11 protein-coding genes are annotated in these 15,184 nt (G+C 61.9%); 2 read left to right on the plus strand and 9 right to left on the minus strand.

The genetic code is table 11. The features are described 5' to 3' along the window. Nucleotides 1-24 precede the first annotated feature (24 nt). From P3T40_RS01930 to P3T40_RS01955, 6 genes are all read right to left on the minus strand, one after another. Nucleotides 25-1,398: an HlyD family efflux transporter periplasmic adaptor subunit gene (locus P3T40_RS01930; RefSeq protein ID WP_429265978.1), complete on the minus strand. Its 1,374-nt coding sequence runs from the start codon at nt 1,396-1,398 to the stop codon at nt 25-27. Beyond that, the gene (locus P3T40_RS01935) at nt 1,376-3,877 is read right to left on the minus strand and encodes an FHA domain-containing protein (RefSeq protein ID WP_429265979.1); all 2,502 of its coding nucleotides are present in this window, start codon (nt 3,875-3,877) and stop codon (nt 1,376-1,378) included. Before P3T40_RS01935 ends, P3T40_RS01930 begins: the two co-directional genes overlap by 23 nt. Before the next feature lie 202 nt (nt 3,878-4,079). Further along, on the minus strand, nt 4,080-5,459 hold the full coding sequence (locus P3T40_RS01940) for an efflux transporter outer membrane subunit (RefSeq protein ID WP_429266126.1): 1,380 nt from the start codon (nt 5,457-5,459) through the stop codon (nt 4,080-4,082). A 210-nt stretch (nt 5,460-5,669) separates the two neighbouring features. Further along, nucleotides 5,670-5,957: a hypothetical protein gene (locus P3T40_RS01945; protein ID WP_429265980.1), complete on the minus strand. Its 288-nt coding sequence runs from the start codon at nt 5,955-5,957 to the stop codon at nt 5,670-5,672. A gap of 276 nt (nt 5,958-6,233) precedes the next feature. After that, entirely contained in the window at nt 6,234-6,662 is a 429-nt protein-coding gene (locus P3T40_RS01950) for a DUF4399 domain-containing protein (RefSeq protein WP_429265981.1), read from the minus strand. A gap of 45 nt (nt 6,663-6,707) precedes the next feature. Next, nucleotides 6,708-7,133, minus strand: a complete 426-nt coding sequence (locus P3T40_RS01955) for a DUF4399 domain-containing protein (protein WP_429265982.1) — start codon at nt 7,131-7,133, stop codon at nt 6,708-6,710. Between the two features lie 353 nt (nt 7,134-7,486). Between P3T40_RS01955 and P3T40_RS01960 the strand changes: the two genes are divergently transcribed. After that, nucleotides 7,487-9,457, plus strand: coding sequence for an SUMF1/EgtB/PvdO family nonheme iron enzyme (locus P3T40_RS01960; RefSeq protein ID WP_429265983.1), 1,971 nt, complete (start codon nt 7,487-7,489; stop codon nt 9,455-9,457). Between the two features lie 57 nt (nt 9,458-9,514). Here the strand turns inward: P3T40_RS01960 and P3T40_RS01965 are convergent, their stop codons facing one another. Continuing rightward, the gene (locus P3T40_RS01965) at nt 9,515-11,641 is read right to left on the minus strand and encodes a protein kinase domain-containing protein (RefSeq protein ID WP_429265984.1); all 2,127 of its coding nucleotides are present in this window, start codon (nt 11,639-11,641) and stop codon (nt 9,515-9,517) included. Between the two features lie 314 nt (nt 11,642-11,955). On the opposite strand from P3T40_RS01965, the gene P3T40_RS01970 reads away from it, so the two are divergent. Continuing rightward, the gene (locus P3T40_RS01970) at nt 11,956-12,174 is read left to right on the plus strand and encodes a hypothetical protein (RefSeq protein ID WP_429265985.1); all 219 of its coding nucleotides are present in this window, start codon (nt 11,956-11,958) and stop codon (nt 12,172-12,174) included. A gap of 11 nt (nt 12,175-12,185) precedes the next feature. Here the strand turns inward: P3T40_RS01970 and P3T40_RS01975 are convergent, their stop codons facing one another. Together P3T40_RS01975 and P3T40_RS01980 are read right to left on the minus strand one after the other, a co-directional pair. Further along, nucleotides 12,186-12,644 carry a (2Fe-2S)-binding protein gene (locus P3T40_RS01975; protein WP_429265986.1) on the minus strand — a complete coding sequence of 153 codons (459 nt, stop codon included), beginning with the start codon at nt 12,642-12,644 and terminating at the stop codon, nt 12,186-12,188. A gap of 15 nt (nt 12,645-12,659) precedes the next feature. Beyond that, nucleotides 12,660-14,939, minus strand: coding sequence for a molybdopterin cofactor-binding domain-containing protein (locus tag P3T40_RS01980; protein WP_429265987.1), 2,280 nt, complete (start codon nt 14,937-14,939; stop codon nt 12,660-12,662). Between the last annotated feature and the right edge of the window lie 245 nt (nt 14,940-15,184).

Raw genomic sequence — 15,184 nt, forward strand, 5'->3', positions numbered from 1 at the left:
TTGAGGTCTGCGTGCTGCCTCGCGTCATCCGGCCAGCTGCCTGAACGGGTCGAGGCCGAGATCGATCAGACGCCGCTCACGCACGACGATTTCGGCATTGGCGGTCATCCCATAGCGCAACGCGTACCGGCTGCCCGCTACCTGGTAGTAGTTACGTTCGAGTGCAACCCGTCCTTCGTAGACGGGCTGCTTGTCCTGTGTGGAGGGTTTCGTCGTCGGCGAGATGTATTCCAGGGTGCCGTTGATCAACCCATAGCGCTGATACGGAAACGCATTGAACTTCAGCTTGACCGACTGGCCTTCGTGCAGAAAGGCCCGATCGCGCTCGGCAATCTCGATCTTCAGCACCGGTCTTGCATCCTTCGGCGCGATGGCCCCGAGCGGCGTGTTGGCCTGAACCTTGTCGCCGGGTTGCGTGGAAGTCACATCCGTGACGACGCCCGACACGGGCGCCACAATCAGCAGGAAATTGTCCTTGTCGATATTCTCGAAGCGAATCCGCGCGGCGGCATCCGCCACGAGGCGGGCACTCTCCAGTTCCAGCCGCACCTTGTCCTCGGCTGTGGCGATATCGCGTACTGCGGAATCGTATTGAAGCTGCAGGTTGGTGGCCTGTTCGCCGCTGGTCGCGAGTTGTGCATTCGCCTGTGCATATTGGTGACTCAACTCGAAATCCAGTTCGGAGAGCTTAGATTGAGCGACACGGTAGGCATTTTCCGCCTCCTGATAGGCGTTTTTCTTCGCTTCGACCTGAAGCTCCGCAACGCCCCCGCCACCCGGCTGCGAGAACAGGCGCACATACTTATCCTGTTCGTCGCGCGCCGCATCTCGTGCATGCCGCGCGTTGTCGAGATTGCTGCGTGCCTCATCGAGCTGCGCGCGCTGTCCTTCAGCGAGTTTGGTCGTCCCCTCGGACATGCGATTCTGGTGCAGACTGGATTCCACTTCCATCTGTTCCTTCAACGCCGCAGCCTTGCGTTCCATCAGCGCCTTCTTCTCAGGAAACTCCCGCCACTCGCGCTCGGCCTCCTCGAGCTTGAGCTGCGCCTGCAAGGCGTTGCTCGCCGCCTCAATCGCGCCGCGGGCGTTCAGGCGCGCAATCACGTCCCCCTTCGAGACCGGCTGACCCTCGGCGACGTAGAGATCCGCAAGTTCACCGTCGATGGGCGCGTAGAAGCGGCGCACCTCCGATTCGGGCGCAAGCGCGCCTTGCGCACTCACGATCACGTCCGCGCGCCCGAAAAACGACCAGAGCAGACCGGCGATCACGAGCCCGACCATAAGGAGCACGAGCGCGCGCGCAAGCCGCACTGGCTCTGCAGTCAGGATCGCGATACCTTCGGCGCTGTGATCTTCCAGCGCCTCGGAGAGCGGCTTAAGGTGAATTTCCCGCTTCACTGCCCGTGCCTCCGATCAGGGTAAGCTTGGCCCTCAGCAGGTCCGGATCCAGTACCATGCGCAACTCCTGCAGCGAACGTCGCTGCAATTCGACCTCGGCGTTGATTGAAGCCAGCAGGCTGTCCCAGTCGCCAGAATGATCTGCGTGTAACTGCGTATAGATGCGCATCCCCTGTTGAGCGTTCGACTGCGCGTCCGACAGCAATCTGGCCTGGCTGCGAAACGTAGCGGAGATGCCGGCCTCGAGCCGCTCGGCACCGCCGATCGCACCGTTCTCGCGATATTGACGCCACAGGGCCAGCGCACGCGTGAGCCAGTCCTGCGCGCGCGCCAGCGCCTTGTCGCGTATCGAGGACACGTCAGCGCCGATGGCCTGCACGAACCAGGCGTCATCGACGGGATCTAGCGCGCCGTAGAACGTCAGCAATTGCTCGTCGTAGTTCTTCGTGCCGCGCGCCTTTTGCAACGCGCCGAATTGATCGAGCACGGCCTGCTTGTGCGTCTGCTCCTGCGCGAGCACGTCGGACCATGGCGAAGGCGGCATCGACTGCAAACCGGCGAGCGCCTGCTGCCCATCGCCGCGCTGCCACGCCGCCGCGACGAGGTCGTGCTGCCGTATCACCTCATCCGAAGGAAGCTGCGTTGCGGCGAACTGCCGGTATTGTTGCTGGAATGGCGGTGTCGCAAAGTGAGCGGATTTCATCAGCGCCAGCAGGGGCCCGAGCTTTCGCGCACGCGCCTCGCCGGCGAGCGCCGCGTACTGCTGAAGATCCGCTCGCAACTGGTCCAGACCGGCAAGACGTGGGTACTTATCGGCGTAGTCGCTAAACATCGCCCGCAGCGTGTCGAAGTTTCCCCGCGGCAGCTCGGTGGCGATCGCCGCGTTCAATCGCGCAATCGCGGGCAGATATACGGAATTGTCGCTTTGTAGAGCACGCAAATGGCTCATCGCCTGCGCGTACGGCTCGGCGAACTCAGGCACGTATGACGAAATCCGGTCCAACGCATGTTGATGGGCCTGCGGGTCTGCGTTCCAGCGCGCGAGCAGATCGGTGATGCGATTCTCGTCCGCGTCCATCCGGATCGGCGCCTGCGGACCGCCCCTGCCTACGACGAAGCTTTCCAGATCACCCACCCATGCCAGTTCATCGACGAGCGGCCTTGCGTCCGCGTTGGGCTCGGCCAACGTCTTGGCACCCGCTAGCGTGGCTGCGGCATGATCGAAATTGCCTCTGCGCAATGCCGCGAGCCATTGGGGTACCGTGGCCTTCATCAGCGCTTCGCTCGCCAACGCCTGCATCTGACTATCGGAAGGGTGACGTTCAAGATCCTGGTTCGCCACCGTCACGGCATTGGAATAGTTGCCCTCCGTGAGCAGCGCCTTCACCTCACGCGGCGACGCACCTCTCATATACAGCGCAATCGAAACAACCAGCACGAGCAGCACGCCTGCGATGCCCCATCCCGCACCGCGCCGGATCGCCGCACGATCGCCGCCCGAAAACGTTCGCATCAGCTCAGCAGCGAATACGCGCCACTTGTGCCGGCTATGCGGGGGTTGGGCGTCGTGCGCGGTCGAGTCTACAACGCGGGGCGACACCGCCTCATTGACCTCATCCTCGCGCTGCATGACCTGATCAATGCAAAAGATCTCGAGAAATGAATGTGCAGCGCCGACAAAGGTGGTTTTGTCAGTATCGAGCAGTTCGTACTTGGCGGGGTCGGAAACGGATATCACTGTCACAGTAGCCTCGAGGTCTGACGCTTTGTGCAATTGCACCTTGTAGACGAAGTGATCCCCGCCGAATGCAAGAACATCGCCTTCATGTAGGGAAACTGCCGATTCGTCTAGCCTCTTACCGGCGACGAAGGTGCCATTCGTGCTGCCCAGATCCTCGATGCAGGGAACACCCTCCTTCAGAAAGATATGCGCGTGACGCCTCGAAATGTAATTGACCTGATGCGGAAAGCGCGTCTTATAGCGCGCGAACAGTTCGTCCATCTTGCTGACAAGAAATGGGAAGCTGCGCACTTCGATGGGCTGAAGCTCAAGGTCGCCGCGCTCGGGTACGAGCACCAGGGTCACAGACTGTGCGGTATAAGCCTCGGCATGCGCACGTGGTTCGATGCCAACGCGATAGCACAGCGTGCCGCCAAAACATAGTTCATCGCCGTCACGCAGGCGGTGCGGGGTTTGCCGCACGCCTGTGCCGCTGACGGACGTACCGTTCTTGCTGTCGAGATCCGCGATATAAGCGGCCCCGTGCTCGACGAAGACTCTGGCATGTCTGCGCGAAAGCGCGGAGATCAGCTCGCCAGGATAGCCGGCAAAGGGCGACTCGCCGCGGCCGACTGCAAACAGGCTATCGCCGATACGGATCGCGCCCAGCTCCGGGTGTGAGACAGGCGAGAGCACCACATCGAACTCCCGTTCGTGGGTCACCCTCAACTCTGCAATCGGAGCCTCGCCGGGATTCATTTATCTTCATCACGAAGCGTTGATCCGCTGCCACGAATGGTGCAGCGAAGGGCCGGCGAAGCGCGCGGCGCCAATGTTTTGGCGCGATGAGCCGCCGGACGGGCGATGACAAAAGAATTGTAAGACACGCATCGCGGGAGTCAATTATCGGTTTGCCGCTGCTGTTGTTTGCGCGTCGCTTGCGTGTTACCTGAGTATTTCATTAGTTTTCCTTTACTTCGACCTGTACATCGACCGCGGGCCAACCACCGCCCAGCGCCTTATAGAGCAGAACGGTATCCGAGAGAATCTGCTGATGATTAGCCAGCAGCGCGAGTTGCGCTTCGAGCAGCGTGCGCTCCGTCTCGAACACCTCGAGCTGCGAGACCACCCCTTCCTTCAACTGTGCTTCGATCTGATCAGCAACGAGGCGCAGGCGCGAGACTTCCTGCTGCAGCTCCACACGTTGCTTGCGATGCGAGTCGAGATTGACGAGCGCGTTCTCCACCTCTTCGAATGCGCCCATCACCGTGCGGCGATATTGCTGCTCGGCGACGTCCCCCTGTGCCTTGCTTGTCTTCACGTGGGCGCGCACGCCGGGATCGAAAATCGGAAAGTCGATGCTGGGCATCAGGCCATACGTGAACGCCTTCAGCAGGGAGGACAGCGCAAAGCTCGCGGTGCCGGCGTGTCCCGTCAGACTGATGGTGGGCAGTTGCGCAAGCTTCGCCTGACCGACCAGGTCATACGCTTCGAGCACGCGGAATTCCGCGGCCACGACGTCCGGCCGGCGCGCCAGCAACTGGGCGGGCAAGCCTGCGGGAACCGGTGGCAGCTGAACGCGTTGCTGCAGATGCCCGTCCGGTAGCTGAAACTCGCCCGCCGGCACGCCGACCAGCGTGGCCAGCGCATTGTTCGCGAGATCGCGTGAGCGGCGCAGCTCGAGCAACTCGTTCGTCAACCTGTTGATCTCGGCCTGCTGGCGCACGACCTGAGTTTGAGGGATCAGACCATTGCGGCTTTGGCCGTCGTAGATGGCGAGTATCTGCCGGTTGGTGTCCAGCGTCTTCTCCTGCTGTGCGATCTGGTCGTCGTACTGCAGAATCTGGAAATAGGTAATGGAGACGTTGGAGACGAGTTCCAGATAACCGGCGCGCCAATCCGCTTCCGTAGCATGAAACTCGGCCTTCTGTGCCTGCACGCCCTTCTCGACCTTGCCCCAGATGTCGATGTCCCAGTTGACCTGGGTCCCCAACATGTATTGCTGCTGGAACGGCACACCTGTGCTCTTCTGGAAGTTGCCGCCTGCGCCTGCGTCCAGGGTGGGCAGCGCGCCCGCCTGTGCCTCGCCGATCTCGGCACCTGCCACCTGAATACGTGCGGCGAGGATCTTGATGTCGAAATTGCCGGCTGTCGCCTTCGCAATCAACGAATTCAGGTATGGGTCCTGGAAGCCCTTCCACCAGTCCGGCTCGATCGTGTCGGCGGCGGATACGGCCACGCTTGTGTTAGACCACGAATCCTTCGCCGGCGTATCGGGGCGCTGGTAGGCGGGCATGCTGACATCGACACAACCGCATAGCAGTAATGCACACAGCGCCATGGCCCCCAGCACCCGCCGCGTTGTGCCGCGACGCTCGACGTCTACACCGTTACCGGACTCTTCTTGCGGCGTTGCCGCGACCGGCGTGCGATGACCCCCTGCCACACAGAACAAGGCAGACACGATTTTCTCCAGTAAGCGAGAGAGCGTATGGACAGAACGATCAGCGCCAGACGCCTTTTGATTGGCCCAGCGGCCGGGACGCGCCGGTCAGACGAAGGTGATGCTGTTATTGGCGGACTGATGTGGCGTGATGGTCGAAGACACACCCGTGTCGAAGGCCGTGTCCATACCATTGTAGTTCTGGATGTTCAGACCTTGACTGATCAGCTGCGAAGGGCTGATCGTCGCGCCGTTGCCAAATTTGAACGGGCTTGACGAGAGAAGGAGAGGCATCTCGGTGCCTGCGCCTGTCGTCACGCCGCCGCGCACGGCGCGCATCGTGTTGCTGTCGAGTTCTTCGGTGACGGCCAGGTCTGAGATCATGAGCGTGTTCATTGCGGTTCTCCGTGGGGCTGTGAGGCGCTTTGCCGATGGTGGGAGCATCTCTGTCTGCTCGCACCCAGCTTATGCATAGGCCGTGCCAATCCACCCCTGTGCTTTGGAAAAGCATCCAGGCCCTTGAAATCACGGGGTGTTCAGGAGGTAGCGACACGCTGTCGGGGGAATCGCCAGGATAGGCAAATCACGATGTGATCGGCGCCGTCCAACATGATGACTTCACAGCGTTGGCATCGCACCAACAGACAGCCCGCTCGTCGCTGATTGATGTATCTACTTGATGTAGATCGTGATCTTCTTCGAGTAGACCGGCGGAACGTGCGGTACATGCATGTAGTCGCCCATCAGTAACTGAAGCGTGTGCTTCCCGGGTGGCAGCACCAGCGTCGTCTCAGTTTCGCCCGCGCCAAAATGCAGATGGCTACGATCGGAAGGGATCTCCTGATCGAGCGGCGGCAAATCGGTATCGATCAGCAGGTGGTGGTGGCCGGTGTTCGGGTAGTTGACGCCTTTAGGCGCCACACCCATGTTGCGCAGGCCGAACCAGACGCGAAACGGCTTGCCGGCGGGCAACGTTTGTCCGTCGTTCGGGTAACCGATATAGCAGAAGGCACTGGGCGGCGACGGCGTACCAGCCGCAAAGGCTGGATTCATCAGCCAGACCATGGCGGCCAGTGCCGCGAGAGCGATTATCTTCTTCATCGTGGGTGCTCTCCGTCCTCGCAGACCGATGTATACAAAGCGGTCCTAACGTACGTAAATGGTGATCTTCTTCGAATAAACCGGGGGGACCTGCGGAACGTGGTTCTGGTCCCCAAGCAGAAGCTGCAACGTATGGGTGCCTGGCGCAAGCTCGACGCGCGCGTCAGTTTCGCCAGCGCCGTAGTGCAGGTGGTTCCGGTCGGAAGGGATCTGCTGGTCGAGCGGCGGAAGATCGGTATCGATCAACAGATGATGGTGTCCGGTGTTGGGAACGTTGACGCCCTTCGGACAGATCCCCATGCCGCGCAAGCCCATCCGCACCCAGAGCTTGCCGCCGTGAATCACGGCACCGTCGGGCGGCCAGATGATGTACTCCTCGGCACCAGGCGGAGACGGTGATTGCTGCGTGGCTGGCGCCGCAGCAGTCAGGAATATCACGGCCAGAACACTAAGCGCTGTTCTTACTGGCATGTTGCGCCTCCTCCGGGAGAGTGGCTCTCTCGCCCGCTGCCAAACCACACGCTGACCGCGCGGTCAGCAGCAGGTTCGCCAGCGGCGTGCGCATCCGCGTATCGAGGCATCTGGCAAAGCGCCCCGAACCGGACCTCGTATTTCGTCCTTTAGCTTAGGACGTAACTTCATAAAAAGATACGGACCATTCGTTAACCTTGTGACGCAGGTACTGCGTGCTATCGTTGTTTACGACTGTCGCGCTACTGCCAACACAATTCGCATGTAAGCCGCTGTGCGGTGCGTCACCGCGCCCGATGCCAGAGCGTTCGTCGTCGGATAGCGGATTCGGTACGGACAACCAGGATTTGAATATGTGGCGAAAATTCCTGTTCATGTGCATAGCCGGGGCCCTACACACGGTGTGGACGGATGCCCACGCTGTCACGCAAGTTGGCAACAGCACAATTATTCAGACGACGGCGGGCGAGCGGCGCATTGCGCTCGTCGTCGGCAATGGCGACAGCGGAGCTATCGCGCCTGACAACGCAACGAACGACGCCCGCAGCATGGGTGCGCAGCTCGTCTCGCTGGGCTTCGAAGTGAGCGTCCTGGCGGATGGAACGCCGCAACAGATGCGGCAGGCGCTAGCCGCGTTTCGCGCGCGTCTTGCGGGCGGCGGCGTCGGTCTCTTTTACTTTGCTGGACACGGTTTGCAGGTCGGCAACGAAACGATCCTGGTACCGGCGGGCATCGACGGTCGATCCCCCCCCTCTCTTCTCGTCAATGGCATCGATCTGAGCAGCGTGCTCGCAGCGATGTCTGCGCCCCGTGCCGACAAGACCAATCTGGTGATACTCGACACCTGTCTGGAAAACCCATTCCATTCCGCCGATACGGAAAAGCCGGGCTTGCCGTTGCCTGAGCAGACATTTATCGCGTACGCTACGGCCCGTGGCGGGTTTGCGGCCGACGGTATCGGCCACGGTGTCTATACGCGCGCTCTATTGCGTGCGCTCGCCCAGGCTCCGGAACGCGACATCGACGGGATGATCCGTGGCGTTGAGCGAGCCGTACGCGCCGACACCGGCGATGAGCAAAAACCCTGGGCGGTGTCGTCGCTCGACCGCGATTTTCGCTTTGCACGCTATGCAGGTGGCGACGTGACAAGCCCGGCAAGTCTGGAACTTGCCGACGCAACGATTGTCGCCCTGCATAGCCGCGGCATCATGCCGAAGGACAGCGGCGAACAATACGAACTGACGTTCTGGGATTCGATCAAGAACAGCAACTACGCAAGCGATTACGAGGCGTACCTGAAGGCCTACCCCAACGGCCGCTTCGCAGCACTCGCGAAAGCACGGATCGAGCGCTTGCAGGCCGCGGCTTCCGCGCCCGCGCCCAATGCCGCACCGGGTGCTGCGCCACTCGCACCGCCCGCCGCATCGAAGGCTCAAGCGGCCGCGGCGCCACCGGCGCACACGGTTGCACCAAGTCAACCCGCCCCCGAGCATCAGCACGCGGCTTCAGCCATGGTGGCCACACCCCAACCCACGCCCGCTCCTGCGCCCGCACCCGTAGCCACCACTCCCAAGACGCCGGACAAATCCGCAGCCAACGTCCCAGCAGCCGGCGAGAGCAAGGACTGCGCAACCTGCCCCGTGATGGTGTCACTACCCGCCGGCTCGTTCACGATGGGCAGCAATGCGGGTGATATCTCCGAGAGGCCGCCGCATCGTGTCACGATCGGCGCACCGTTTGCGATCGGCAAGTACGACGTAACCGTCGAACAATGGAATGCCTGCGTAGCCGCCAATGCCTGCCCGAAGCTCTCGGGCGAAAACGGTCCGGCCACCAACGCTCCCGCTCGCGACCTCAGTTGGGACGAGGTCCAGCAATACATCAAATGGCTCAGCAAGGTGACCGGCAAACCCTACCGCCTGCCGACTGAGGCCGAATGGGAATACGCCGCACGGGGCGGCACGGCGACGACGTACTGGTGGGGCGAGCAGATGCGCAAAGGCAACAGCAACTGCAAGGGCTGCGGCGATCCCTGGCACGACGAAAGGCCGGAAAACGTCGGAACGTTCGCAGCGAATCCCTATGGTCTGTACGACATGGGCGGCAACGTCTGGCAATGGGTGAGCGACTGCTGGCACAGCTCGTACAAGGACGCCCCCGCCGATGGCCGCGCCTGGGATTCGGCCGGCTGCGACATGCGGGTCATTCGCGGCGGCTCGTGGCGCGAAGGCGCCGACTACATGCTCGCTTCGACGCGCTTCAAGTACAGCCAGAGCGTGCGCCAGTCGCAAAACGGCTTCCGGGTTGCCAAAGATCTCAAGTGACCTGAAGCGGCGGCGAGCGATGAGCGTGACGCCGAAGAGGGCCGTGAAGCGCAGCGCTCAATGCTTGCGAGCGCGGCTGTTGATCTCGGCCACATCGGCCACGATGCGCTCCGTACCGTACTTGCCCGCAATCTGCCCAAGCCGTGTATCCAATGCGCGCAGATAATCCGCGCGCGCTTCGCTTTCCGGCCGCACTGCGCTGAACAGCGGCGCCGGCGTGATCAGCAGTACTACCAGCTCGGTCCCGAACGGTTTGGCAATCACCCAGTCCCCTGCGCTGCCAACGGTGGCCGCGTAATTCGGCGGCGCCTGGTTATCCGGTGCCCGTGGACTGGGCACCATATGCACGACGCTGCCGTCTAGCTGGTAATAGTCGATGTTGACGTACGAATCGTAGCCCGGCGTCGCCACGCTGACCACTAGCGGCTCGCCTTCGACGAGTTGCCCCTCAGGCGCCTTCACCCGAAGCGCGGCGGGGTGACCGGCCTGCCAGTTGCGGGTCCAGTATGGCGCGAAGAACTGGATGACATCGCATTTGTCTGCCGCCAGCGGTGTCACGTCGACGTTCAGCGTGCTGACGCCTGGCAGCGCATTCAGGCGATCCTTGAGCGCGGCGATGCCGTTCGCCTGCGGCACGAATCCGTGCACTTTTACCGCGTGCCCCTCGACCGACGCGGCCAGCGCAGAACATGGCATCTGCGCAAGCGCTGCGGTGACCGACGCGAGCGTCAGTGGAGGCGACGGCGGCTCCGCTGACGACGGCGCCACCGCTGACGCCAATGCCGCTTGCGGTACTGGAGTCTCCACGCGATCCGTCACCTCTTTCGAAGTTGCCGGCGCAGCCGCAATCAGCGGCGCCGATGATGCAGGCGGAGCGCCGGTGGAATTGTCCGTTGCCCGATACCACACGAATCCAAGCACGACCACGCCCAGCCCTGCGAGTGCAGCGCCCCCAGCAACCAGCATGCGTTGTTTCGTGACTCGCGGCTGCGCAGTAAATTCGGCGACGAATCGGTTGACGGTTGGCATACGCGTCTGGCGCTCAAACGAGAGCGCTGCGCGCAAGGCGCGCCATGGGCGGTTCCCCAACCCTTCGGGACGCTGCGGCTTGAGGTCGGCGCTGCGTGCCTGAGTCGCCGAGAGCCGGTTGAACGGATGATGTCCCGTCAGCAGCTCATAGACAATGCAGCCGAGCGCGTACATATCGTCGCGCGGATCGGGTTCGAGATGCTCGATCATCTCGGGGCTCGCATAGGCCGGTGTCAACGCGCCGAGCGTGCCCGGATCGAACACGGTTGCATCGCTCTCCTCTTCAGGGCGCTGAAAAACCCGGGCGATACCGAAGTCGATCACCTTGACCTCGCCCTTGTCCGTCAGCAACACATTGCCTGGCTTGAAGTCGCAGTGAACGAAACCATGCTCGTGCGCATAGGCGAGCGCATTCGCCATGCCTTTGACGATCGGCAATGCCTCGCCGTACGGCATGCCCTTGAAATTCTTGTTGCGCAACAGATGGCTGAGCGGCTTGCCGGACAGATATTCCATCGTCAGGTAGACGATCGCACCGTCCCGGTCGAAGTCGTATACGGCGACGATATTCCGGTGCGCCAGCACCTGGGCTTTCCTGGCTTCGCGCTGCAGCGCGATCAGCGACTGCGGATTGCCGCGGAACTGTACGTTGAGAACCTTGATTGCGACATGGGGCTTGCGGTCGGACGCCTCCAGCTTGCGCAGGTCAAGTGCCTTGTACACGGTGCCCATGCCGCCAACGCCGAGACACTCCTCCAGCACGAAGCGATTATTGAGCGTATCCCCGACGCCTTTGACAGACTCGGAGCCGCTGGTGGACTGAGGACCCGCAGACGTACCCGACTGCCCCACGCTTACTGCTGGTCCCCGCGGGACGCCAGCAGACGAAGCGGGATATCGGGGCATTGTCTGCACGCGGGTCTCGCCGCCGCCCAACGTCAGGTTCGTACCGGCCATCCGCTCGATCCTGCGCTGAACTTCCGCGTACACCTCCGGCGGCAGCGGCATGTGGGTATGGGCCTCGCCTAGTATCTCCAGCAGCCGCGCCGATCCCACACTGTCCTTCGTCAGCGTACTGTCGAGCTGTGCAATGAACTCATCTTGCGAGAGCCCGCCACTCTGGAATTCGCTAATCGCGTGCGCAAGGTTCGCCATTTTTGTAAAGCCACGCAGCTCCCGATAAACGTAGAAAAACCTGTCGTAAGAAGTTACATGCCCACGACCGATACTAGCCCGCACCCAAGCCTTCCGCAATTCAGGATTGCCCAACAATGTGCGCGTCGTGCAACAGGTTTCGCGCGACAGGTGTTGTGCCGCACCTGACAGAATCACCCCCTTGTGTTGGTTCCAGCCCATCACTTCCCGAGCATCGCGCCGAGCGCATCAGTGCATAGCAAAACACGTGCGAACGATGCATTGTCTATACTGTTTCGTATCAATCCCTTCTGGTCACAACATCAGGAACAGCCATGGCCTCCATCGCAATCAAGGATCTTCCCGACAGTGTCGAACTCGACAGACTGGCAATGGCCGCCATCGTGGGCGGCGCGCGAAGCGGCGCCCGTTACGGTTCGCTTCTGCAGGCGGCATCGAGCCCCGCTCGTCTTGTCGACTATCCACAAGGCTTCCCATCCGCGCGTCAACCCGTTCCGGCCGCCACTACAAAATCAGGCGTGCGACACGAATAATCATCGGCCCATTAGCCCACTTTCTGTCGAGCGGCCTCATGAATGGCCGCCCGGATGCGCGGATAAGTGCCGCAACGGCACACCACGTTCGACATCGCATCGTTGATATCCTGGTCGCTTGGCTTAGGCTTCAGCTTTAGAAGTGCGGATGCCGCCATGAGCTGGGCGCTCTGGCAATAGCCACATTGCACCACGTCGATGGTGCTCCAGGCGGCCTTGAGCGCAACGGCCTCGGCACCTTGAAGTCCTTCTATGGTGGTGATCTTGCGGCTGCCAAGATCGGAAATGACCACCTGGCACGCCACCTGCGCTGCGCCGTCTACATGCACCGTGCAAGCTCCGCACACGCCGATTCCACAGCCAAATTTGGTTCCGGTCATGCCCAGTTCGCACCGCAGCACCCAAAGCAGCGGCGTATCCGGGTCCGATTTCACCAGCACCTGTCTGCCGTTGATGTTCAGCGATAGCATGTTCTCCCCCGCCGCTCACGCGAGTTTCAATGGCAGCGTACGCAAACGCTGGCCGCTCAGTACAAAAACCGCATTGGCCACGGCCGCGGCAATGGGTGGAGTGGCGATTTCCCCCACCCCTTGGGGCTCGGCCTCACTCGGCATGATTTCGGTGTCGATGACCGGACAGTCGTCCATGTGCACGATCGGGAAGTCCGAGTAGTACTGCTGCTGTACCTGGCCGTGATCGATGGTGATCGCTTCGTACAGCGCGGCCGACAGGCCGAATACAATGCCGCCTTCCAACTGCTGGCGGATCAGATTCGGGTTCACCGGCGTACCGCAGTCGACCACGCATACCACTCGCTGCACGCGCACGCTCTTGTCCGCACCAATAGAAACCTCCGCCACTTGCGCGACGATGCTGCCAAACGCCTCGTGAAGCGCGACGCCGCGTGCGCGTGCCGCGCCGTCGGGGCCCCGCGCAAGCGGACGCCCCCAGTCCGAAAGCGCGGCGGCACGCTGCAACACGGCAAGATGGCGTGGATGATGCTGGAGCAGACTCGCACGGAAAGCCACTGGATCCTTGCGCGCGGCCGCGGCCAGTTCGTCCATGAAGCTCTCGACAAAAAACGCCTGATGAGAATGCCCCACCGAACGCCAGAAACCGACCGGAACCGGCAGTTCGACCGTAGTCTGCGCGACCCGCAGATTGGGCCATTCGTAGGCCTGATCGAACGCGCCCTCCACCGTGGTCCGGTCGATCAGAGGATCGGGCACACCGTAGTTGCGCTTGAGCGAAGCGGCAACGGCCGACTGGCTGGCCGATGTGTTTCGCCACGCCACCACCTCGCCTGCGCTATTCAGCCCGGCCTTAAAGCGCGACACGCAGGCTGGCCTGTAGAAGTCGTGCGTCATGTCTTGAGGTCGGCTCCAGAGCGTCTGCACGGGCCTGCCGTCCGCCTCGAGAGCGATAGCCGCAGCCTGCGATACATAGTCCACTTCCAACCGCCTGCCGAATGCTCCGCCGAGGAGTTGCACCTGCACGTCCACCTTGTCGGTGTCCAGGTGCAACACCTTGGCCACGTGCTTGCGCGCGAGCGCGGGGACCTGGGTGGAGACCCAGACCGTGGCGCCGTCGTCCTTGACCTGCACCGTGCAGTTGAGAGGCTCAAGCGGCGCATGCGCGAGATACGGAGCACGGTATTCGGCGCTCACGACCTGGGCAGCGGTGTTCAGCGCGCCATCGATATGGCCGCGGCTGTAGTAAACATGACCTTCCGAATGGTCCAGTGCATCTGCGAGGCTCCGCATCATGTCCGGATCGGAGACGTCGGCTGCTGCGCCGTGATTCCATTCAATCCCCAAAGCGGCTATCGCATCGAGTGCGTACATCGCAATGAAGACATTCTCGGCAATCACCGCTATGCCGCCGGTGCCGCCGTTATAGGCGTCGACCTTCAGCGTCTTGACGACACCAGGTAGTGCGCGAGCCACCGAGTCGTCAAAATGACTGACCGTTCCCCCGAGCGTTGGACACATCAGCACGCTTGCGTACAGCAACCCGTCCGGCAACGCGTCGATACCGAACCGCGCGTTCCCGTTGAGCTTGGACGGCCCATCGATGCGCCTGAGCGGCTTGCCGATCATCCTGAACTGGGCGGGGGTCTTGAGCACGACGTGAGCGTGCAGCGATTGCTGGCCGGCGAGTTCGGCCAGTTCTCCGAAACTTGCCGAGCGTCCAGACGAATGCAGCACGCGACCGCTCTCGGCGCGGCATTCGCCTGCCGGCACATGCCAATTATCGGCCGCCGCGCCGCACAACATCGCGCGTGCCCCTGCGCCGGCTTCGCGCATCGGCAGCCACAGGTCATTGATGCTGGTGGAACCGCCGGTGATCATCGTGCCGAAATCGCGCGAAATCTTGCGTGTCATCCAGACAGTCAACTCCTCGATGACACTGTGATCATCGGGGCGAAACGGCAGATCGCCGGCGACGTTATCCAGATTGTTGTAGATGCCGTCGATAGGCGACTGTTCGACCTTCACCTGTGCCCAATCGGCATCCATCTCTTCCGCCAGCAGCATGGCAGCTCCTGTATAGATGCCCTGACCCATTTCCGCTTTGCACATCATCACGGTCACGCTGTTGTCCGATGAAACCTTGACCCAGCCGTTGAGCGGCACCTGTGTGCCCTGCACCGGCAATGGCGCGGAGCCCACCAGACGCTGGCGTGGCGGTAGCGCCGACCACCCTACGACCAGTGCGCCGACAGCGCCAAGACCGCCGATCAGGAAGGTTCTGCGCTTTAGCATGAGAGGTTTCAGAGCCGGTAGGTCATCGTCGAGCAGTCCTGTTGCGGCGTTGGCTGGTGTGTGTGTACCGGCCATCAATAGAAGAACGCGCACGCCTGCGGACAATTGAAATGCGGGAGTCCAGATCGTTTTGAAAAGAACAACGCTTCCTGCAAATGGAAACGCCAATGGCACGACCAGGGGCATCCGCTAGTACCGCGAGCACCGGAATCACCTATATTAGTCTGGGCAGTGGCCCGCCGAAA

Source organism: Paraburkholderia sp. EB58, assembly GCF_050436665.1.
In the GTDB taxonomy this organism is placed as follows: Bacteria; Pseudomonadota; Gammaproteobacteria; order Burkholderiales; family Burkholderiaceae; genus Paraburkholderia.

Bases quoted from the DNA above. Each gene is read 5' to 3' on its own strand.
- P3T40_RS01975 (WP_429265986.1), bottom strand. From the start codon at position 12,644: ATGCTATCGCTGAACATCAACGGCAGACAGGTGCTGGTGAAATCGGAC.
- P3T40_RS01935 (WP_429265979.1), bottom strand. From the start codon at position 3,877: ATGAATCCCGGCGAGGCTCCGATTGCAGAGTTGAGGGTGACCCACGAA.
- P3T40_RS01955 (WP_429265982.1), bottom strand. From the start codon at position 7,133: ATGCCAGTAAGAACAGCGCTTAGTGTTCTGGCCGTGATATTCCTGACT.
- P3T40_RS01960 (WP_429265983.1), top strand. From the start codon at position 7,487: ATGTGGCGAAAATTCCTGTTCATGTGCATAGCCGGGGCCCTACACACG.
- P3T40_RS01980 (WP_429265987.1), bottom strand. From the start codon at position 14,939: ATGCTAAAGCGCAGAACCTTCCTGATCGGCGGTCTTGGCGCTGTCGGC.
- P3T40_RS01945 (WP_429265980.1), bottom strand. From the start codon at position 5,957: ATGAACACGCTCATGATCTCAGACCTGGCCGTCACCGAAGAACTCGAC.
- P3T40_RS01950 (WP_429265981.1), bottom strand. From the start codon at position 6,662: ATGAAGAAGATAATCGCTCTCGCGGCACTGGCCGCCATGGTCTGGCTG.
- P3T40_RS01940 (WP_429266126.1), bottom strand. From the start codon at position 5,459: ATGGCGCTGTGTGCATTACTGCTATGCGGTTGTGTCGATGTCAGCATG.
- P3T40_RS01970 (WP_429265985.1), top strand. From the start codon at position 11,956: ATGGCCTCCATCGCAATCAAGGATCTTCCCGACAGTGTCGAACTCGAC.
- P3T40_RS01965 (WP_429265984.1), bottom strand. From the start codon at position 11,641: ATGGCGAACCTTGCGCACGCGATTAGCGAATTCCAGAGTGGCGGGCTC.